The sequence below is a fragment of the Achromobacter xylosoxidans genome (assembly GCF_002192695.1).
Classification (GTDB): domain Bacteria; phylum Pseudomonadota; class Gammaproteobacteria; order Burkholderiales; family Burkholderiaceae_B; genus Achromobacter; species Achromobacter xylosoxidans_C.
In genome coordinates this window covers 69,997-90,926 of the sequence record NZ_MTLG01000086.1, presented here as the reverse complement: position 1 = coordinate 90,926, position 20,930 = coordinate 69,997, and the positions used below count along the sequence as shown (strand labels likewise).

Here is a 20,930-nt window from a genome sequence, read left to right as displayed (position 1 = left end):
CATGAGATCGAGTTGGAGATTCAGCGCGCTCTTCGGAGTGCTGGCACTGTTCAGCGGCGCCGTCCACGCAAAGGACGCAGTCAGCGTGCAACTGGACTGGGTCGTGCGCGGCAATCACGCGCCCTTCTTCGTCGCTAAGGAGAAAGGCTACTTCGCGGACCAAGGCATCGATGTGACGGCGATCCGCAAGGGAACAGGCTCCACCGACGCTTTGCGGCTGGTGGCTAACGGCAACGCCGACTTCGGCTTTTCCGATCTGCCGACCCTGATGGTCGGAAGGTCGCAAGGAGTGGCCAATTCGGCGCTGCTGGCGGTAAACCAGAAAACGCCGCTGGCGATCATTTCGCTGAAGAAGAACTTCGATCTGCGGAACGCCAAGCAGCTGAAGGACGCCAACATTGGCGTGCACCCCAGCGGTTCGACCTACATCTTCCTGAAGGCCGCACTGGCCAAGAACGGCCTGGCGCTGGCGGACATCAAGCAGTCGACGGTATCGCCGCCCTACGAAAACCTGTTGCTGCTGAACCGGGTGAACGTGGTGCCGGGCTACATCGACGCCGAGGTTCCCGAGCTCGAACACAAGGCTGGAGGGCCGGGTTCCCTGTCCATCCTGCACGGCGAGGACCTGGGCATCCGGAGCTACGGATCGGGCGTATTCACGTCGGACAAGAATATTGCTCAACGCCCGGATCTCGTCCAGAGGTTCGTGACGGCCTATGCCAAGGCCTTCGCCGACGTGATCCAGGACCCGGAGGCGGCCGCCGACACGCTGATCAAGAACAACCCCGAGTACAAGGGCAAGAAAGAAATGCTGGTGGCGCAGCTGCGCGCGGATCTGGACTTCACGTTCTTCAGCGAGCACACCCGGACGCATGGCATCGGCTGGATCGATCCGGCCCTGTGGCGCTCATCCGCGATGCTCTTCAAGGAGCAAGGCGCGCTGTCGCCTTCCTTCGACGACACCCAGGGCTTCGACACGCGCTTCCTCGAAAAAGCGCAAGCTCTGAAGCAGTGAGGCGAGATCATGGCAGGAAAAACTCATAAGACCGCCTCGGGCGATGTCCAGCTGCCCGCCAACAATGGCCTCTACTATGACGGCGGCTGGCACGCTCCCGTCAGCGAACGCTGGACCGACATCACGGCGCCAGGAACGGGCGAACGGCTGATGGCCGTGGCCGATGCGGGCGCCGAAGACGTGGCGCGCGCGGCCAGGGCGGCGCGAGCCGGAGCCCGCGCATGGCGCCGCACGGCTCCGCTGGCCCGGGCCGCCACGTTGCGCAAAATGGCTCAGCGCTTGCGGGACAACGCAAGGGAGCTCGCGCTCCTGGACGCGTTGGACTGCGGCAATCCGGTATCTGAGATGGGTTCCGACGTCATGGTTGCCGCGGCGCTGCTGGATTTCTTCGCAGGCCTCGTAACGGAACTCAAGGGCGACACCATCCCGATGGGACACGACGCGCTGGACTACACCGAGCGGGAGCCCGTCGGCGTCGTGGCGCGCATCGTTGCGTACAACCATCCGCTGCTGTTCGCCATGGGCAAGCTGGCCGCCCCGCTGGCGGCGGGCAATGCAGTGATCATCAAGCCGCCGGTGCAGGCGCCCCTGTCTGCCCTGCGTTGCGCGGAGCTGATCGGAAATCTCTTGCCTCCTGGCGTGTTTTCGCTGATCCCGGGCGGCGCCGACGCCGGGGCCGCGCTGGCCGCCAGTCCCGACGTCGACATGATCGGCCTGGTGGGCAGCATTCCCACCGGGCGCAGGGTCATGCAGGCCGCGGCGGCGCGACTCAAGCCGGTGGCGCTGGAACTGGGCGGCAAGAACCCGTTTATCGCCTGCCCGGATGTCGACCCCGCGTTGGCGGCGCGCGCGATCGTCGACGGCATGAACTTCACGTGGTGCGGACAGTCCTGCGGGTCCACCAGCCGGGCCTTCGTGCACCGGTCCATCTATGACGAAGTCTGCGCCAAGGTGGCACTGGCTTGCGCCGCGTTCGTGCCGGGAGACCCCACCGACCCGGCCACCACCATGGGCGCAATGATCAGCCGCGAACACCGCGACCGCGTCAAGCAGGCGATCGATGCCGCCGTAGCGCAAGGCGCCCGCCTGATCGCGGGCGGCGGAATCCCCCGAGACGGCGTCCCCGCAGGGGGCTTCTATCTGGAACCGACCGTCTTTGCAGATGTGGCCGCCGCCTCGCCATTGGCCACCGAGGAGTTCTTCGGTCCCGTGCTTGCCCTCATTCCGTGGGATGACGAGCAAGAGATGCTTTCAGCAGTGCACAGCCTGGACGTCGGTCTGACCGCCGCGATCTGGACGGCGGACCTGGCGCGCGCCCACCGGCTCGCGCGCGAAATCGATGCGGGATTCATCTGGATCAACGAAGTCGGCAAGCACTTTCTTGGCGCGCCGTATGGCGGGGTCAAGCAGTCAGGGATCGGCCGCGACGAGTGCATCGGCGAGATGATCTCGTTTACCCGGGAAAAGAATGTCCACATCAATTTCAGGCCAGTGAGCCCGACATGAAGGCGGAATACGACTACATCATCGTCGGCGCGGGCTCCGCGGGCTGCGTGCTGGCCAATCGTTTGAGCAAGGACCCGGCAGTCACAGTGCTGGTCATCGAAGCGGGCCCCTGGGACCGAGACCCGCTCATCCACATTCCCTTGGGATGGGGCAAGATCCTGCAGCAACGCCTGCATGACTGGGGTTACGACGCCGAGCCTGCGCCGCACGCCGATGGCCGGGCCATCGAATGCGCGCGCGGCAAGGTTGTGGGCGGAAGTTCGTCGACCAATGCGATGGCGTTCGTGCGCGGACATCCCAAGGATTACGCGCGCTGGGCGCGGCGTTACGATCTGCCCGAGTGGCGTTTCGAGGAAGTCCTGCCCTATTTCCGCCGCCTGGAGGACTGGGAGGACGGACACACGAGTGACCGTGGCGCTGGCGGCCCCCTGCGGGTGCAGCGCTGCCGCTACCAGGATCCGCTGCTCGACGCCTTTTCCACGGCCGCCCGCCAGGCCGGGCACCCCTGGCTCGACGATTACAACGCCTCGCCAGCAGGCGGCTTCTCGCGCCTGCAGATGTCGATCCGGCGCGGACGCCGATGCAGTGCCGCCACCGCGTATTTGCGCCCCGCATTGCGGCGCCCCAACCTGACCGTGGTCACGCTGGCGCATGTCCTCGGCATGGACTTCGACGGCAGCCGCGCGGTCGGCTTGCGCTTTGCCAGACAGGGCCGCACCACGGCCGTCAGGGCTCGCCATGAGGTGATTCTTGCCGCAGGGGCCATCAACACGCCCGCGATCCTGATGCACTCGGGGATCGGCCCCGCTCAGACTTTGCGCGATGCCGGTATACGCGTCAGGCTGGAGCGCGCCGGAGTGGGTGAAAACCTGCAGGACCATATCTCTGTCATCGTCACCGCGCGCCGCCGTGAGCCGGGTCCGTTCGTGCGCGGCATGCGCCTGGACCGCATCGGCGTCTCCATGGCGCGCGCCTATCTCGGCGGCGAGGGTTTTGCCGGCGACGTTCCAGGCGGCATAGTGGGATTTGTGCAGCCAGACGGCGCGGATACGCCGGACCTGCAATTTCTCCTGACTGCGGCGCCTTTCAACGCCCATCCCTGGTTCAATCCGGTGCGCAAGCCTTTCGCCGACGGGTTTGCCGTCCGAACGGTGCTGCTGCACCCCCATAGCCGCGGCAAGATCACCGTCGCCAGCGCGGACCCGTTGGCACCGCCCCGGATCAACCAGAACTTTCTGGCGAGCGACGCAGACCGGATCAGGGTACGCGATTCGGTGCGTATCGCGCGGACCTTGCTGGACCAGCCTGCGCTTGGCGATTACGTCGCCATCGAGCTGGCGCCGGGCGGCGGCGTAGTCGATGACGCGGCGATCGACGCATTCGTCCGCAAGACTGCCATCACGGTTCACCACCCCGGCGGCACTTGCAGAATGGGAGGCGAAAGCGACCCGATGGCAGTCGTCGACAGCCGTATGCGCTGCATCGGCGTTCCAGGCCTGCGCATCGTCGATGCTTCGGTCATCCCGGACCTGACCTCGGGCAACATCAACGCACCCGTGCTCATGCTGGCTGAACGCGCCTCGGACTGGATACTTGAGGAGGCGCGCTGATGCGACTTTCATTGCAGCGTCATCGCTGTGTCAGCCTGCTGCCGCTGGCGCACACCGCCCACCAGCGGCTGGACGACTTCTTTTCCGTCGAGTATTGCAACCGCGCCGACGAGCTTCCCCCCGACACGGCCGCGCTGATCGTCGGTGGTGCAAACCTGGCGTCGCTGCAAATGGGGCTGCCGGCTCGGATTCAGTCAGTGACCGTGGTGGGCAGCGATGCGGTGCCGCCTCAGTTCGTGGAACAGATGAAAGCCAAGCGCGTGCTGGTGACCTGGCCGCGGGTCGCCGGCGCTGAAGACGAGCGGGAAGCGATGGAGATCTGTCACGACGTGATGGCGGCTTTTGGATTCGGCCGCATGGGGTCGCGGCCGCGCAACGTAGTCAACGATGTCTTGCTTTGCGATTGCTGTTGACCGCGTATCCCCGTGACAGGCGTGGCGCCGGCAGAAGGAGGTTCTGCCGGCGCCATCATCCACCTTAGAAAGTCATCCTGAACCCCGCAGTAGCGGTGACGACGTAGCTGCCGGAGAAATCCGCGTCGGCGTCGACCTGCCCGTAGATCGCATAGCGCTCCCCCCAGCCGTAGTTCACGCCCGCCCCCACGCTGCCCCAGGTTCGAGCCATGCGACTGGCGACCTGCGTGCCGGCCACGCGTACACGCGTTCCGTCCAGGAACTCATGTTTCACGTTGACGACGCCATAGACGCTGGACTCACGCTTCACGCCGGCCGTTTGCCAATTGCTCTTGTAATCCAGCGCAACACCAAGACGGCCCAGCAGGCTGTCGCCCTTGTCGCTTTCAACGCGCGCGCCGAATCTGTCGTTGAAGCGGTCGAAGCGGGTCGATACGTATGTCAGCTGCGCCTGCGGGATCAGGGCGAACCCCTCCGCCACCCCGAAAGCCTTGCCCGCCTCGATACCGAGCCCATAGCTCTGGGCCTTCTGGCCCCCCTTCAGTTTGCCTGCCAGCCGTGAATTGAGGTCGCTGTCGAACCAGGTCGCCTGAGCCTGGGCATCGATGTAGAGGCCATTCTTGCCATACCAGGTCAGTGTGGGCGTCAGGCCATAGGAGGTGGTGTCGATCTTGCCGTTGCCATACACCGACGACACGCGCGTATCTGCCTTGCCGTACTGAAAGGCCAGGCCGCCCACCAGGCGGGAACCTTCTTCCGCACCGGCCAGGACACGGTCCACCCCGAATTGCGCCTTCCAGCTATCGATATCCTGCCGCACGCCCGTGGTGGAGGCCGCGGGATCGAGCCGGCCCGTCGCGCCCTCCACGCGGCTCCATACGCCATTGCGGCCGGCGTCCGCCGGATCATAGAGGCGATTGCCAACCCGCTGGCGCAGGGTGGGCAGCTGGCTCAGGTGTAGCAGCGTACTGGCATAGGCTTCATAGACCGGCACGCCGGGTTGATAGAGCAAGGGCGGTTCGGCGCCCGGCGAACCCCCGCCGGGCGAGGGAGCGCCTGGATCGGTCGGAGCCGTGCCCGGATTCGTCGGAGTCGTGCCTGGATCGGTCGGCGTGGTGCCTGGATCGGTTGGAGTCGTGCCAGGATTCGTCGGAGTCGTGCCTGGATTCGTCGGAGTCGTGCCAGGATCGGTCGGAGTGGTGCCAGGGTCGGTTGGAGTCGTGCCGGGATCCGTCGGAGTGGTGCCTGGGTCGGTTGGAGTCGTGCCTGGATTGGTCAAGGACGACCGCAAATACCAGCCGCCGTCGGCCGGATCCTGTTGCAGCACATAGCCATAGGCGCCGGCCACCAAAGCCGGACGCCCCCCGATGACGTAGTCGCCGTTAGCCAGATCGAATTTTCCCGCCGACAGGCCATGGACCTGCACGACTTGTATCCCCCGCTGGGTCTGCGCGCCAGCGCCCCCCATGTTCTTCACCGTGACCGGCGTCGTGCCAGCGCTGTCGCCGGTGATCACCAGCTTGTCCGTCGGCGAGTCGTCGGCGCCAAGCTGCGTGCGGATTTCCAGGTTGCCGCCCTGCGCCGCATAGTTGCCGGCAATCGTGAGGGAGCCGAAGCCGCTGCGCGGACCCGGCGCGATCGTGCCGCGATTGACCGTCGCGCCCACGCGTCCCGTACCGCTCAATCGCGCTCCCGCAAGCACGTCCACCGGACCGCCCAGGGTGCCGTCCACCCGCAGCGTTCCGGCCTGAATCTCGGTTTTTCCCGTGAACGCCGCGCTGTTGCCCGCCAAGGTCAGCGTGCCTGCGCCCAGTTTGTTGAAAAGCGACGCCCCCGAGAACGCGGTGGACACGCCCACGTCGCGGCCGTTCGTATCGAACCAGGCGCCGCCGCTGCCGATGGCCTGCGTGTCGAAGCCGTTCAGGAAATTACCTTCGTCACGATTGGCCCGCAGGATGCCGCCGTCCAGGTTGAAGGTGGCGTCGCCCGCGCCCTTGATGACCGAGCCGGTCTCCAGCACGCCGCGGCCGCTGGCATCGCCGGTCAGGTTCAGCGTGCCGGTGGAGGTGCCGGCAGGGGCAAGCCACGTGTTGCGGGCGGCGACCGCAACCCCGCCCTTGGTTATCGTCAGCGTGCCCGAGCCATCCGAACCGATTTCGATGCGGTCGCTTGCGGAGAGCGTCGAAATATCGGCCGTCGCGCTCGATACGGTCACCGTACCGACGCTGCCCGCGCTCTTCCCGATGTAAACCGCTGCCGCGGCGCCAGGCCCGGTCGATCCGACGGTGCTGACGCTGGCGCCATCCAGGACGCGCAAGTCGCCGGTTCCTTCAAAACCCACGTATATATTGTTCAGCGGGTCCCAGACCGCCTGCGGGCCCGATACCGTGACGTCCCCCTCGCCGCCGACGTCCCAGCCGATGATCGCCTGACCGCTGTGCACGACGCCGTTGTCGATCTGCAGCGTGCCCTTGCCGCCCGTGCCGATCTCGAACGCGCCGATGGTGTTGATATTCCAGGTTGACCCCGCCCCGGAAACGAGAACGTTCCCGACGCTGCCATTGTCGACGCCGATTCTGGCCGAGTCGCTATGCGCCACGCCTGCGTCCAGGATCGAAAGCGTGCCGCTGCTGCCCGAATCGGCTCCGATCAGCACCGGGCCGAGGCTGGTCCAGCTGGACGCAGTGCCGCTGGCGTCACGGCCGGACACCGTCAGGGCGCCAACGGAGCCATTGCCGCTCCCTATGTACGCCCAGTCATTGATCACGGAGCCGCCAGCGTTGATGACCAAAGTCCCGGGCAGGGAATCACCGACGGTCAGATCGCCACCGACAGTCCAATTCGGCGTCTGGACCGGGCCGGGCAGAACCTGGCCAGAGCCGGAGACCGATTGGGCATTTGCGGGAATGGCGAAGTTCGCCGCATAAAGGACGAAGACAGCCGGTTTCCACCAACCCTTGCACAAGCCATTCGCGGTGTTCACGAAAAATCCTTACTGAGTGGACGTAGTCCCTCATCGGTACGGCATGCAGCAAGGATTTCTTAATAGTCGTTTTACCTACCAGCCCGCGAAAATGCATTCGGCTTCCATTAATATGACGGACTCTCGCGCCCGCCTGGACAGGAGCCGTTCTTGAACCGACTACTCATCATCGCCGGCCTCGCGGCCACGGTCGTTGCCTCGCCCGCCCTCGCGGGAGAACGCTGGATGGTCTATGCCGGCGGCGAAAAGCCCAGCCGCATCTTCGTCACCGTCGACGAAACCTACCTCGACGCCGTGCCCATGGCGGAGAAGACCTACAAGCTCGAAACACTGACGATCCTGGAGAACGCCAAGGCGCCGGACTGGGTGTCCTCCAACATGATCATCGATTGCGCGCGGCAGACGCTGGAGGAAAAGCTGATCCAGCTGTCGCCGCGCGGCGGCAAGCTGGCGACCGCCCCCGACCAGCCGGCGCATCCGCCCAAGAACGCCGTCGGCCAGGCCTTGATCGACTTCGCCTGCGACATGGGTCCCAAGAGCAGCACCCAGCGGACCGCGGCGCGCAAGGCCGACAACCAAGCGCGCGGCTGGCTTTATCTGGGGCCGCTGGACACCGGGGCGATCGGCGACCTGGCCTGGAACACCATGTGGACCGATGGCACCCGGCCCGTCAGCAAGCCGCGCTCGGACGCCGAGCTGGACCGCGAGATGAAGGATCTGGACGCGCGCCGCAAGAAGGCGCTGGCGGAGGCCGACGCTCTTGCCGGCAAGACGGTCGAGCAGGACAAGGCGTCGAGCCGCCAGATCGCCAAGGCACAGGAACCGCTGGCGCGAGCCGACGCGCGCCGCACGCGCGAGAGAACCGAAGTGCGGCGCACGATGGACGCCTGGATCGGCCAGCCCGAGGCGGAGTTGCTGCGCGTCTGGGGCCCGCCCACCGGCGCCGGCGACAGGGACGGCAACCGCATGCTGCAGTACTACCGCCAGGAAGCGCGTTCGACCCAGGCTTCCGGATCCGGCGGCTGCCCGCCGGGACAGTCCATGCAGCTGACGCACGGACCCAACTCCCCTCCGCGCTGCGCCCCTTCCGGCAGCTCAGGCCAAAGCTACCAGTACACCTACGAGTGCACCGTCAGCTTTGAACTGCAGGGCGGCATGATCATCGACTATTTCACCAAGGACCGGCGCACGCCCAACGATCCGTTTACGCACTGCACCCACATCCTCGGCCGGCTCAACTGAGGACTGCGCTGACGACCTACCGCCTACAACAGCACTCCATCCTCGGGCGCCAACGGCGGCGGCAAGTCCGTGTCGCCCAGCAGCTCGCCCACGTTGATTTCGATGCCGCGGCACAAGGCGTCCAGGGGCAGGTTGTTGGGCAGGCGGTCGAAGGGTTCCTCGATCTGCTCGCCCAGGGCGTCCAGCCCGAAGAACGTGTAGGACAGCACGCCCACCATGAACGGCGTCACCCAGCCTATGCTGCCGACCAGGCAAAACGGCAGCAGGAAGCAATAGGCGTAGACGGTCCGGTGCAGCAGCAGGATGTAGGCGAAGGGAATGGGCGTGCCGCGTATCCGCTCGCAGCCGCCGCCTATGTATGAAAGCCGCGTGATCTGACCATCGATATCCGCCAGGAGTATGCTGTCCAGCTTCCCTTCGCGCCTCAGCCGGGCGTAGGCCAGGCTCAGATCGCGCAGCAGGACGGTGGGCGGATTTGCCGCCCGCATGAGGCGGGCCGCGCTATCCGCGGGTAGCCATCGTTCCAGGTCCTCCCTGGGATCGCTCAGCCTGAGCATGTGCCGCAACGCGTGGGCGTAGGCCACCAGGCCGTGCGCCAGTTCGCGCTGGCGGGTGGCCGGCAGGTCGTCGGGGAAGCTCAGCGTCTGCCGCGTCAGGTTGCGGATGACGATGAGCAGCTCGCCCCAAAGCTTGCGCGCCTCCCACCACCGCTCGTAGGCAACGCTGTTGCGAAACCCCAGGAAGATGGCCAGGGTCAGGCCGACCAGCGTCAAGGGAACGGCGCCCAGTCCGACGCCGCTCAAGGGCAGGCGGTGCTCCGCCAGCACCACGGCGGCGGCCAGCAGCATCATCGCCACCACGCGCTTCCAGATGACGGAAACGATGGAACCCTTCAAGGTGAAAAGCAGCAGCCAGGGGGAGCGCGAGGGAGGACGGATGATCATGACGCGTTACGCCTGCAGGCTCCCCTCCCCGGCCTTTCTGATGCGCACCGGGATCGATTTGTACGAAGGCGTGCCGCATTCCTTGTCGATGTAGTCCAGCGGAACCAGCACGTTGGCCTCGGGGTAGTAGGCCGCGACCGAACCCCGGGCGATGTTGTATTCAATCGCCGTAATGCCTGCCAATCGCAGCGTCCTTGTCGGCGAGACGGTTTCAATGTCCACCAGATCGCCGTGTTCCAGGCCCTGCGCGGCCAGATCCTCCGGATGCATGAAAAGCACGTCGCGGCGGCCGAAGACGCCGCGGTAGCGATCGTCCAGTCCATAGATCGTGGTGTTGTACTGGTCGTGGCTGCGTATGGTCACCAGCCGCAGCACCTCGTCGGGCCAGGGTTCGTAGCGCTCGCGCACCCCGGGAAACACCGAGAACATGGCCTTGCCCGTGGGCGTGTTCCATTTGCGCTCGGTCGGCGGCAAGGGCATGCGAAAACCGCCAGGCACGCGAATGCGCGCGTTGTAGTCGTCGAAGCCTGGGATGGTGCGTTCGATCAGGTCCCGGACGCGATCGTAGTTTTGCACCAGCCCCAGCCAATCCACCTTGCTGTGGGGCAAGGTCGCGCGGGCCATGGCGGCGACGATGGCCGGCTCGGACCGCAGTTCCGCGGATGCCGGCTTGAGCTTGCCGGCCGAGGCATGGACCATGGACATCGAGTCCTCCACGGTCACCGATTGCGGGCCGTCGGCCTGGACGTCGAGTTCGGTGCGTCCCAGCACCGGCAACAGGAAGGTTTCCTGGCTCACCAGCAGATGCGAGCGGTTGAGCTTGGTGCCCAGGTGCACGCTCAGCGTCAGTTCCTTCATCGCCGCAAAACAGAGTTCGGGGTCGGGCAGGGCCACGGCGAAGTTGCCGCCCAGGCAGATCAGCGCCCGGGCCGTGCCATCGACCATCGCTTCCATGGCTTGCACCGCGTCGTGGCCGTGCCACCGCGGCGGCGTGAAGCCGAACTCCGCCTCCAGCTTGTCCAGGAATTCCGGAGCGGGCTTTTCCGTGATGCCGACCGTACGGTTGCCCTGCACATTGGAGTGGCCGCGCAGCGGGCAGATGCCGGCGCCGGGCTTGCCGAAGTTGCCGCGCATGAGCAGCAGGTCGGCGATCAGCTTGACGTTGGCCGTACCCGTGTTGTGCTGAGTGATCCCCATGCCGTAGGTGACGATGGTGGCGTTGGACTTGGCGTAGGCCTCGGCCACGTGTTCCAGGTCGGCGCGCTGCAGGCCGCTTTCGGTTTCGATGTCGGTCCAGGAGGTCGCCTCCAGGTCCGCGGCAAGCGCGTCAAAGCCCAGCGTGTGCTCCGCGATGAATTCGCGATCCAGGACCTGGCCGCGCTGGGCTTCGAGCGCCAGCAACGCCTTCATGATGCCCTTGAGCGCGGCCGCGTCGCCGCCGGCCCTGACCTGGTAGTAGGTGGAGGCGATGTTGGTCGAGCTGAAGGTCGCCATTTCCACGATGCTCTGCGGATCGGCGAAGCGCTCCAGGGCGCGTTCGCGCAATGGATTGAAGACGATGATGGGGACCTTGCGGCGCGCCAGCTCGTGCAGCGTGCCCATCATGCGCGGGTGATTGGTGCCGGGATTGTGGCCGATGGAAAGGATCAGCTCGGCATGGTCGAAGTCCTCGAGCGATACGGTGCCCTTGCCTATGCCTATGGATTGCGGCAGGCCCACGCTGGTGGCTTCGTGGCACATGTTCGAACAGTCCGGGAAGTTGTTGGTGCCGAACTCGCGCGCAAACAGCTGGAAGAGATAGGCCGCCTCGTTGGAAGCCCGCCCCGAGGTATAGAACTCGGCCTGGTCGGGCGTATCCAGGCTACGCAGCACCTCGCCGATGCGCTCGAACGCGGCGTCCCACGACACCGGAACGAACTTGTCGGTGGCCGCGTCGTAGGCCATCGGATGCGTCAGGCGGCCGAAGTCCTCCAGTTCGTAGTCCGACAGTTCCAGCAATGAAGACACGGTGCGCTGGGCGAAAAAATCCGGCGTCACGCGCTTGCTGGTCGCCTCCCAGGTGACCGCCTTGGCGCCGTTCTCACAGAACTGGAAGGTGGAGCGGTGTTCCTTGTCCGGCCACGCGCAGCCCGGGCAATCGAAGCCCGCGGGCTGGTTGGTGCGCAGCAAGACCACGGGAGCCTCCACCACCTCCATCTGTTGCCGCACGGCCTGGGCCGTGGCCTTCAACGCCCCCCACCCTCCCGCCGGGCCATCGTAGGGCCGGATGCCGGGTACTTCGCGTCGTTTGCTCATGGTGTCACCTCTTTATTCAAGCACTGCTTCCGCTTCGATCAGGATCAGCCATTCCGGCATCGCCAGGCTGTTGACGACGATCCACGACGACGGCGGCGGATTGGCCGGAAAGCGCCGGCGCAATTCCTCGGAGACCTGCCCGAGGTCTTCCCTGACGGTTTCGCAGGCATACAGCCGCAACATGACGAGCTGCTCCATCCTGCCGCCGGCGGCGGCCAGCACGCGCTCCACATTGGCTAGCGCCGCCGCGGTCTGGCCTTGCAGACCAATGTCGACCACGCGGCCATGCACGTCCGTGGCGGCCTGGCCGGCGATGACCACGCGGCGGCTGCCGGTGGCGATGCATGCCTGGCTGTAACCGTATTGCGCCGTGTCGAGCACGCTGTCGGGGTTCACAAGTGTCCTGGTCATGGCTGTGGCTCCTTCAAGCGCCCAATTCCTGGAAGGCATGTCCGTTGGCCGCCAACTGCTGGAAGATTCCAGGCGGCAGCTCACTCTGCCAGACATGGCCGGAGAGCTGCCATTGCTGCGGATGCGCCAGATCGGGCAAGCCCGCTCCTTTACGGACATACAGCCCAAGGGTGGGCTTGCCCAAATTGATGTAGAAGTCGAATTCCTGCTGTTCCGGGGTCTGCTGCATGATGCGTCTCCTGGCGGCCTGCTTGCCGCGGTGCCGTTCAAACGCCGGCGCTGTCCGCAGGCTTTTCGCCCTTGGAAGGCTCCGAAGACAGAATGCTGCAACCGGAAGGAATGATCTAGTTTTTCCTGTGAACCTTTTGATAAGCAATGGTTATCAAGGCTTTGCAGGCAGGGAGTGATTGAGGACGCCTTCCAGGTCCATTTGCCCGGCGATCTGCCAGGCCGCGTTCGACAGCGCAGGCTGGTTGTCGCGCCGCAACCTGACCAGGCAGACGTCCTCGGCGTGTTCCGGGGTGATGGGATGCGCCAGCAGCCCAGCCCCTTCATACTGGGCGGGCAAGGCGCTCAGGGGCAGGATCGAGAATGCCCGTCCGCTCTGGCATTCCGCCAGCAGCACGCGAATATCGTTGCTTTGCAGCACGACGCGCGGCTTCGCTTCCACGGCCTCGAAACATTTGTTCAAGGTCTGGCGGTTCTGCATGTCCGGGCTGAGCAGGCACAGCGGAAGCTCGCCCACTTCCGACCAGTCCAGCTGGCGCGGCAGGGAGGCCTGCTCGTTCGCCACCAGCACATGGCGTTCGGAATACAGCGGCATCGCGTCATAGTCTGCGCTAATGAGCACGGACCGTTCATAGAGGATTCCCAGCTGGATTTCCTGGGCCTTCAGCCGCCGCAGGATTTCCGGGGTGCTGAGGGACGTGACTTCCAAGGTCAGCTGGGGAAGTATTTCGCGGTACTCCGCGCTGAGCAGCGTCGCAGCGTGGTTGGCGGTGGGAATCGCGCCTATCGCCAGGTGACCTTGCGGCACGCTGCGCACCAGGTCGGCTTCCTGCCGCAACCCCTCCAGCGAGGCCATGACCTGCCGCACCCACTGGATCACCCGCTCGCCTTCAGGCGTGATGCCTTCGAAGGTCCGGTTGCGCTTGACGATCGTGATCCCGAGCTCGCGCTCCAGTTCGCGGATGCCATTGGACAAGGCCGGTTGCGAGACATGGCAGCTTTCCGCGGCGCGTCCGAAATGCCGGTACTTGTCCAAGGCCAGGAGATAGGAGAGCTGACGGATAAACATGGACATCCCCGGATTGCATCGTTGACTTCACGACTTATGGTGCAAGCGGTCCAAGTCCGCTTGCAAGGCATGCGGCCGATCTTACTCCCGGCGCTTGCTGGCGCGATGCGCCATGTAGCCGAAGACGCAGGCGGCCGCGGCGCTTGCCGCCCAGACCGCAAGATGCAGCGGCCGTGCCCAGGCCGACCTCAAGCTCGCGTCGAACGCCATCGCCAGCAGATCCACGGACGCCACGGCCAGCCATAGCAGCGCCGCCGTCCGCCATTGCTCCGTCCATAGGCGGCGCTCGCCTCGCACCAAGGCATGCCCGCCGCAAACCATCCACGCCAGAAAGAAAACCGTCACCTCGCGGTCATGCAACCCCGCCGCATGTGGCCAGGCCAGGCGGTTGGCCAGCAAGTACGCGGCACAGGCGCACGTCGGGCCGCAGATCATCGCCACATTCAACCGGTGCGCGGCGCGGCCGAAGCGGGAGGCGGCCGCCGCCGGCCGCGCCGTGTACAGGACCAGTCCCGTCGCGATCATGGCGGCGCCTGCCAGGGCCAGCAGGAGGTACAGCGCGCGCAGCAGCGGCGCGGCATAGTAGCCATAGTGCAGCCCGCCCAATGTCCGGATCAGTTGCAGGGATCCGGGGTAGTCGGTTTGCGCATCGACGATCCGGCCCGTCGCCGCATCCAGACTGATGCGGTCGGGAAAGGCCAGCAGACGGTCGTCGTACCGGCGCCAGACATCCGCAAGCGCGCCTTGAGTGCCCGGCTGCCTGACCGTGATCGCGGCGATATTGCCCGCGCCCAGTTCCGCCTCGGCGCGCTGCGCCAGGGCGGCCAGCGGCAGCATCGCGCTCGCGCCGCCCCGCGGCGAACTGGCCGGCGGCTGCGGAAACACGTCCGCCACCATCGCCGCCACGTCGCCGCCATAGCGGCTTTGCACGCCTGCGGGCAGATACCCCAGCAACAGCGTGCTCAAGGCGGTGAGCAGGATCATGCAATGGAACGGCAGCGGCAGGACCGACAGGACGTTGTGCGCATCGAGCCACGCGCGGCCAGGCGAGGCGCGCGGCCTGAAGAGGAAGAAATCCGCAAAGAAGCGCCGGTGCACGATGACGCCGGAAACCAGCGTCGCCAATAGCGCCAAGGTACAGGCGCCAACCACCCAGATGCCGGCCTGGCCCGCATGCAGGCTGTAGTGGAATTCGACCAGGAAGTCGCCGCCCTCGGTGTCGCGCGGCACGATCTCGCGCCCGCTGGCCGGATCGAGCTGCACGGCGCCGCCGCCCTTGTCATCCTCCCATGTCAGCGTCAGCAGGGGACGGCGCGCGTCCGGCAGCTCGACGCGCCAGGAGTCCGCCGTCGCGGCATTGCGCGCCAGCCAATCTTGCGCGCGGTCCAGGGTTGGGGTCTGGTCCGCCCGGCCGGCCGCGGCGTTCTCCGGCTTCATCCAGAGGCTGATTTCAGGCGCATAGACACTGAGCGCGCCGGTCAGGAACACCGCGAACGCCAGCCAGCCGAACAGCAGGCCGACCCAGGCATGCAGCCAGGCCATGCGCTGGCGCAGGCTTCCTTCTGGATAGGCGTTCATGCCGCCGTTCCCCACGTTATGGCCCAGCAGCCGATACAGCCTGCGGCGATGCCCAGCCACACCCGGCCCGCGCTGCGGGCCGCGAAAGCCCATATCGTGAGGCCCACATGCGCGGGGATGGCCGCCAAGGCCGGATAGAGGATGGCGTCGGCAGGCGCCACTGGCAGGCGCGCCGCCGCCGTCACAGCGGACCAAACCAGCGCGTAGGCGCCGAACGTGGCCGCGCCCGCGCGCGCCGCCACGCCGCCCCAGTTGCTGCGCGGCCTCACCAGGCGTACCGCAGCGTGGCCAGCACCAGCCGCCCGGCGCCGTAGGTGCACGACGTGGTGGTCACGCAGGTGCCCACATACGTACGGTCGAACAGGTTGCTGGCATTCAGCGACAGCGTCATGCCCCGCATCGCGGGCTGCATCTGGCCCAGGTCGTAGGACAGGGCGGCATCGACCAGCGTCACCGCCGGAATGCGCAAGGTGTTGGCCGCATCGCCCCAGTCCGCGCCGATGTAGCGCACGCCAGCCCCCAGGCCCAGGCCCTGCAGCGGCCCGTCCTGCACCTTGTAGGCCAGCCATGCCGCGGCCTGGTGCGCCGGCGCGTAGTACTGCTTCTTGCCCTGCCGCGACTGCGGCGCGCCATCGACGATGTCGACGTTGGCACTCTTGGTCACCACGGCATCGACGTAGGAGTACGAAGCGATCACGTCCCAGCCGCGCGCGAGGCTGGCCTTGCCTTCCAGCTCGATCCCGCGCGAGCGGACCTCGCCCGCCTGCTGCTGGAAGCCCGGCGGACGGCCGGGCGTGGTATCGCTGGTCAGCACATTGGTTTGCGTCAATTGATAGGCGGACAGCGTCACCATGCTGTCGCTGCCCGGCGGCTGGTACTTCAATCCCGCCTCGATCTGCCGGCCCTTGGTCGGCTGGAACGGGTTGCTCTCGTAGTCGGTGCCGCCCGTGGGCGCGAAGGAGGTCGAGTAGGCCACGTAAGGCGCCAGGCCGTTATCCAGCATGTAGGTCAGGCCCGCCCTGCCGGTGAAGGCCGAATCGTCCTGCGAGACCTTGCCGGACGTCAGCAGATTGCGGGTCGTGCTGCGCGCCATGTCGTAGCGGCCGCCCAGCGTCAGCAGCCAGTTGCCATACGAGATCTGGTCCTGCGCGTAGACGCCGGACTGTTCGGTGCGCTGGCGTGAGTCGATGCGGGGAATCAGGTCCGAGATGCCCGGCCTGGGCCGCCCATAGACCGGATCGTAGAGATCCAGCGGCGGCACGCCGGCGATGACGTTGGCGAACTGGTAGGTGTCGCGCATGTCCAGATAGTCGAAACCCGCCAGAAACTCGTGCCCGACCTGGCCAGTGTTGAAACGCGCGATGGCCTGGGTATCCACGTTCAGCGTCGCCCCGGTTCCCTTGCCCTGCGACATCGAACGCGACCAGGTGCGCATGTCCACCGGATTGAGCATGTAGCCCACGGTGGTGCGCGCCTCGCCCCGCATGTGGCTGTAGCGCAATTGCTGCCTTACGGTCCAGGTGTCGTTGAACTGGTGCGAAAACAGATAGCCCGCCGAGTATTGCTCCCGCTCATAGGTATCCCAGCCGGGTTCGCCGGTGTAGCGGTCGCGGGGAATACGGCCGTTGGGATTGGAGTAAAGCGTGCCCGCGGCCGGCAGGTTGCCGTACATCGGCACCTGATGGTCCTTTTGATAGAAGCCCAGCAAGGTCAGCGAGGTGGCCGCCGACGGCCGCCACGTCAAGGCCGGAGCGACAAAGGTCCGGTCCTCTTCCGAGTAATGGGCGGACTGGGCCGCGTCGCGCTGCAATGCGACCAGGCGGTAGCTCCACTGCCCGTCCTGGTCCATCGGGCCGCTCAAGTCGGCGGCAGCCTGGATCCGGCCGTAGCTGCCGGTCTGCAGCTCGACCTCGCGCTGGGGCGTCGGCGTGGGCAGCTTGCTCACCATGTTGATGAGGCCGCCGGGCGTGTTCTGGCCGTACAGCACCGAGGACGGCCCCTTCAGCACCTCCACCCGCTCCAGCCCGTAGGGCTCGATCTGCAGCATGCCAAAGCTGTAGGCGCCAAAAGGCAGGCGGGCGCCGTCCAGGTTGTTGCGGGCGGCGTGGCCGCCGCGCAGGTAGATGTTGTCGTAGCGCAGATCGGCGCTGCCGCCCGGCGAATAGGCGCCCGGCGTGTAGGCCAGCGCCTCGACGATGCTGCGCGCGCCGCGCATCGCTATCTCGTCGCGCGTGACCACGTTCACCGTCTGCGGGATCTCCAGGATGGGCGTGTCGGTCTTGGTGCCGCTGGCGCTGCGCTGCGCCACGAGGCCAGCCACCGGCCCGTAGGCCGATTCGTTTGCCCCCTCAACCCGCACTGCCGGCAGCACCGCCGCCGGCTCATTGGGAATACGCCTCAGCGTGTAGACGTTGGCGCCATCGCGCCGCGCCGCCAACGGCGTGCCCGCCAGCAATTTGGCCAGCCCCGCCTCGACCGTCCAGGCGCCTTGCAGCCCGGCCGTGCGCCAGCCTTCGGCCAGCGCTGGATCGAACGATAGGTTGATCCGCGCCAGCCCGGCGAAGGCCGACAGCGCCGGTCCCAGCGGCCCCGCCGGAATGTCGAACCGTGCCTGGGCGGCCGTGCCGGACGCAGTCACGGCCGGCTGCGCGTGGATGGCCGGCGCCGCAGCCCCCAATGCCGCGCAGAGCGCGCCAGCGGCGGCGCGGCGATTCGTGCGGCAAACTGGCCCGGCCGCGTTGTTCTTGCTTGAAAACATGCTGATCCCGACGAAGTGCTAGCGAAGGTGCTATATGGACTTGTCGGACGAAGCGGAAAAAGGGGACAAGAATCCGCGAATCCGGGTCAGGCCGGCACCACGCTGACCCAGTAGCGGCTGCGCGAAACCACCCGCACCGGCAGGCTGCGCGACACCGCCAGCAGTACCGCGTCGGTGTCGTCCACCTGGAACCCGCCCGAGATGCGCAGATCGGCCACCGCCGGATCGCAGCGCAACAGGCCCGGGCGATAACGCCCAAGCTCCCGCAGGAAGTCGGCCAGCCTCATGCCGTCCGCGTAAAGCACGCCATCCAGCCAGGCTTGCGGCGGATGGACATAGGCGCGAGGCGCCAGGACCTCACGGTCCGAGAACTCGGCGCATTGGCCTGCCGCCAGCACGACGCCTGCCGCCGCCGCGCGCGGCTGCAACCGCACCTGCCCTTCGATCACAGCAACCCGGCTGCGCGCATCCAGCTGCCGCACGCCGAAGTATGTACCCAGGGCCTGCACGCTGCCTTCGGCGGTGCGCACCCGCAGCGGCCGAGGGTCCGGCGGCGCCCCATGGGACGAACGCAGCAGGATTTCGCCCTCGCGCAACAGCACCAGACGTTGTTCCGCCGAATAGTCCAGGTCCACGGCCGAAGCCGTATTGAGCGCCAGCACGCTGCCGTCCGGCAGCTGGAACTGCCGGCGTTCGCCGCTGCCGGTGGCGTAGTCCGCCGTCCAGCTCTGCCAGGGCGCCGTGCGCCATGCCAGCCAGCCCGCCGGCAACCCCACGATCAGGCCCGCCAGCACCCGCAGGCCCGCGCGCCGCGTTGCGCCCGCGTTCATGGCGGCCCGCCCCAGACCCGGCGGCAAGCCGCCGAACTTGGCCAGGACCGCCTGGGCCCGGGTCCAGGCGCGATCGTGCTCGGGGCTGCGCTGGCGCCAACGCTCGCAGGCCAGTTTGTCCGCTTCGGAGAAGCGCCCCGAATGCAACCGCACCAGCCAGTCCGCGGCTTCGCCCGCGATCTTCGGGTCGATGGAGTCCGTCGCGGCCGTCATGGCGCCGCCAGGATGCAATGCTTGAAGGCCTCGGCCATGTAGCGCTTGACCGTGCGCACGCTCACCCCCATCTCGGCGCCGATCTGCTCGTACGTCAGGCCGTCGAGCTGCGACAGGAGAAACGCGATCCGGGCTTTGTCCGGCAGCGATGCCAGCAAGGCGTCCACCTCGCGCAGCGTCTGCAGCACCATCAGGCGCTGCTCTTCCGACGGCGCATGCCGCGCCGGCATGGCCGCGAGGGCGTCGAGGTAGGCCTGCTCCAGCGCATGGCGCCGGTACAGGTCCACCATCAAGCGCTTGGCGATGGTGGTCAGGTAGGCGCGCGGCTCCTGCAAGTCCGGCATGGCGCGCCGGCGATAGCTGCTCAGCAAGCCGACAAACGTGTCCTGGGCCAGGTCGGCGGCGTCGGCGCTGTTGCCCAGCCGCCGGCGCAGCCAGCCGAACAGCCAGCCGTGATGCGCGTCGTAGATGCGCTGCACGGCAACGGCGGAAGTCGGGTCGGGGGGAGACATGGCGAAGACGCGGTCCGATTGTTTCGATAATGGGAATTAATCGCAATTATCGCCACAAATCCGCCCACCGGCAATGCACGGTTTCCGATCGCGCGCACCCCGGCCGGCGCGGCCGATCGAACGAAACCCGATTGGATTGGGAGGCTGCGCCGGCTCACGGCCAGCGGCGGCCGCGTTCAAAGCGCTTTGCCGTATGCCTCGAAGTCCTCGGGATCCAGCCAATCTTTCAAAGCCTCGGCATCCGGCGGCCGCGGCGCCGTCGGCCTGGCGCTGGGCGTCCTGCTGAAGCGCGGCGCCGGCGCGGGCTGCGTGATGCCGTCCACCTCCAGCAGCGTGCCGCGCGCCTTGACCTGCGGATGCATGGCGGCGTCCCTCAGCGTCTGTACGGGCGCCACGCATACGTCCAGGTGCGCCAGCCTTTCGCACCAGTCGTCGCGACTGCGCTGGGCGAAGGCCGCGGCCAGCACCGTCCGCAAGCGGGGCCAGGTGCTCCTGTCTTGGTGATCCCCCAGTTCGCGGATGGCATTGTCGTCCAGGCCCAACTGCCGCAGCAGCAGCTCGTGGAAGCGGCGTTCTATCGGGCCGACCGAAAGCCATAGGCCGTCGGCGCACGGGTACACGTCATAGAACGGCGCGCCCGAATCGAGGATGTTGCTGCCCCGTTGGGACTGCCATGCGCCCGACGCGGCCAGGCCGTAGAACGCCGTTGCCATCGAGGCCACGCCGTCCATCACGGCGGCATCCACCACCTGGCCCTGCCCGGACTGGCGCGCTTCGATGATGGCGGCCAGCATGCCCAGTGCGAGATAAGGGCCGCCGCCGCCGAAATCGCCCACCAGCGCGAGCGGCGGCGTGGGCGGCTGGCCCGCGCGGCCGATGGCGTCGAGCACGCCGGTGACGGCAATGTAATTGATGTCATGTCCGGCCACTTGCGCCAGCGGGCCGTCCTGGCCCCAGCCGGTGATGCGGCCGTAGACCAGCCGGGGATTTTCCGCCAGGCAGGCTTGCGGTCCCAGGCCCAGCCGCTCGGTCACGCCGGGACGGAATCCTTCGATCAACCCGTCGGCCTTGCGCAGCAGCCGCAGCACCAGGGCGACGGCGCGCGGATCCTTCAGGTCCAGCGCGATGGAGCGCCGGCTGCGCAGCAGCAGGTTGTACTTCAGTTCGCGCTTGACTCCCAGGTCGGCAGGCTCCTTGCGTTCGATCCGCAGGACGGTCGCGCCCATGTCGGCCAGCAGCATGGCCGCCATCGGTCCCGGACCGATGCCGGCCAGTTCGATGATCCTGATTCCAGCCAAAGGTCCCATGTGTTGGTCTCCCCAT

17 protein-coding genes are annotated in these 20,930 nt (G+C 66.8%); 5 read left to right on the top strand and 12 right to left on the bottom strand.

Going from position 1 to position 20,930, the window contains the following annotated elements:
• The first annotated feature begins 1 nt into the window (after nucleotide 1).
• From BRO63_RS21935 to BRO63_RS21920, 4 genes are read left to right on the top strand one after another with little or no spacing between them, the layout of a single operon-like run.
• Nucleotides 2–1,015 carry an ABC transporter substrate-binding protein gene (locus BRO63_RS21935; protein ID WP_088141831.1) on the top strand — a complete coding sequence of 338 codons (1,014 nt, stop codon included), beginning with the start codon at nucleotides 2–4 and terminating at the stop codon, nucleotides 1,013–1,015.
• A gap of 9 nt (nucleotides 1,016–1,024) precedes the next feature.
• Nucleotides 1,025–2,521, top strand: a complete 1,497-nt coding sequence (locus BRO63_RS21930; RefSeq protein WP_088141830.1) for an aldehyde dehydrogenase family protein — start codon at nucleotides 1,025–1,027, stop codon at nucleotides 2,519–2,521.
• Nucleotides 2,518–4,131 (top strand): GMC family oxidoreductase, encoded by a 1,614-nt coding sequence (locus tag BRO63_RS21925; RefSeq protein WP_088141829.1) that lies wholly within the window; start codon nucleotides 2,518–2,520, stop codon nucleotides 4,129–4,131. Before BRO63_RS21930 ends, BRO63_RS21925 begins: the two co-directional genes overlap by 4 nt.
• Nucleotides 4,131–4,544 carry a hypothetical protein gene (locus BRO63_RS21920; RefSeq protein ID WP_143219496.1) on the top strand — a complete coding sequence of 138 codons (414 nt, stop codon included), beginning with the start codon at nucleotides 4,131–4,133 and terminating at the stop codon, nucleotides 4,542–4,544. Before BRO63_RS21925 ends, BRO63_RS21920 begins: the two co-directional genes overlap by 1 nt.
• Nucleotides 4,545–4,608: 64 nt before the next feature.
• On the opposite strand, the gene BRO63_RS21915 is transcribed toward BRO63_RS21920, so the two are convergent.
• Nucleotides 4,609–7,527 (bottom strand): autotransporter family protein, encoded by a 2,919-nt coding sequence (locus BRO63_RS21915; RefSeq protein WP_256943376.1) that lies wholly within the window; start codon nucleotides 7,525–7,527, stop codon nucleotides 4,609–4,611.
• 150 nt (nucleotides 7,528–7,677) lie between these two features.
• Between BRO63_RS21915 and BRO63_RS21910 the strand changes: the two genes are divergently transcribed.
• On the top strand, nucleotides 7,678–8,769 hold the full coding sequence (locus BRO63_RS21910; protein WP_088141827.1) for a hypothetical protein: 1,092 nt from the start codon (nucleotides 7,678–7,680) through the stop codon (nucleotides 8,767–8,769).
• A gap of 23 nt (nucleotides 8,770–8,792) precedes the next feature.
• Here BRO63_RS21910 and BRO63_RS21905 read toward each other — a convergent pair whose 3' ends face one another.
• From BRO63_RS21905 to BRO63_RS21860, 11 genes are all read right to left on the bottom strand, one after another.
• The gene (locus tag BRO63_RS21905) at nucleotides 8,793–9,713 is read right to left on the bottom strand and encodes a bestrophin family protein (RefSeq protein ID WP_088141826.1); all 921 of its coding nucleotides are present in this window, start codon (nucleotides 9,711–9,713) and stop codon (nucleotides 8,793–8,795) included.
• Between the two features lie 6 nt (nucleotides 9,714–9,719).
• Nucleotides 9,720–12,008, bottom strand: a complete 2,289-nt coding sequence (locus BRO63_RS21900) for an FdhF/YdeP family oxidoreductase (RefSeq protein WP_088141825.1) — start codon at nucleotides 12,006–12,008, stop codon at nucleotides 9,720–9,722.
• Between the two features lie 12 nt (nucleotides 12,009–12,020).
• Entirely contained in the window at nucleotides 12,021–12,419 is a 399-nt protein-coding gene (locus BRO63_RS21895) for a RidA family protein (RefSeq protein WP_088141824.1), read from the bottom strand.
• Between the two features lie 13 nt (nucleotides 12,420–12,432).
• Entirely contained in the window at nucleotides 12,433–12,648 is a 216-nt protein-coding gene (locus tag BRO63_RS21890) for a hypothetical protein (protein WP_088141823.1), read from the bottom strand.
• A 153-nt stretch (nucleotides 12,649–12,801) separates the two neighbouring features.
• Nucleotides 12,802–13,716, bottom strand: coding sequence for a LysR family transcriptional regulator (locus tag BRO63_RS21885; protein ID WP_179215180.1), 915 nt, complete (start codon nucleotides 13,714–13,716; stop codon nucleotides 12,802–12,804).
• Nucleotides 13,717–13,797: 81 nt separating this feature from the next.
• Complete coding sequence (locus BRO63_RS21880; RefSeq protein ID WP_179215179.1) at nucleotides 13,798–15,294, bottom strand: PepSY-associated TM helix domain-containing protein; 1,497 nt, start codon at nucleotides 15,292–15,294, stop codon at nucleotides 13,798–13,800.
• Nucleotides 15,291–15,563: a hypothetical protein gene (locus tag BRO63_RS34240; protein WP_179215178.1), complete on the bottom strand. Its 273-nt coding sequence runs from the start codon at nucleotides 15,561–15,563 to the stop codon at nucleotides 15,291–15,293. Before BRO63_RS34240 ends, BRO63_RS21880 begins: the two co-directional genes overlap by 4 nt.
• The gene (locus BRO63_RS21875) at nucleotides 15,560–18,052 is read right to left on the bottom strand and encodes a TonB-dependent siderophore receptor (RefSeq protein WP_088141820.1); all 2,493 of its coding nucleotides are present in this window, start codon (nucleotides 18,050–18,052) and stop codon (nucleotides 15,560–15,562) included. Before BRO63_RS21875 ends, BRO63_RS34240 begins: the two co-directional genes overlap by 4 nt.
• 86 nt (nucleotides 18,053–18,138) lie before the next feature.
• Nucleotides 18,139–19,095, bottom strand: coding sequence for a FecR domain-containing protein (locus BRO63_RS21870; RefSeq protein WP_088141819.1), 957 nt, complete (start codon nucleotides 19,093–19,095; stop codon nucleotides 18,139–18,141).
• Complete coding sequence (locus BRO63_RS21865; RefSeq protein WP_088141818.1) at nucleotides 19,092–19,607, bottom strand: sigma-70 family RNA polymerase sigma factor; 516 nt, start codon at nucleotides 19,605–19,607, stop codon at nucleotides 19,092–19,094. The genes BRO63_RS21870 and BRO63_RS21865 overlap by 4 nt, the downstream gene beginning before the upstream one ends.
• A 176-nt stretch (nucleotides 19,608–19,783) precedes the next feature.
• Entirely contained in the window at nucleotides 19,784–20,914 is a 1,131-nt protein-coding gene (locus BRO63_RS21860; RefSeq protein WP_088141817.1) for a CaiB/BaiF CoA transferase family protein, read from the bottom strand.
• Nucleotides 20,915–20,930: the final 16 nt, after the last annotated feature.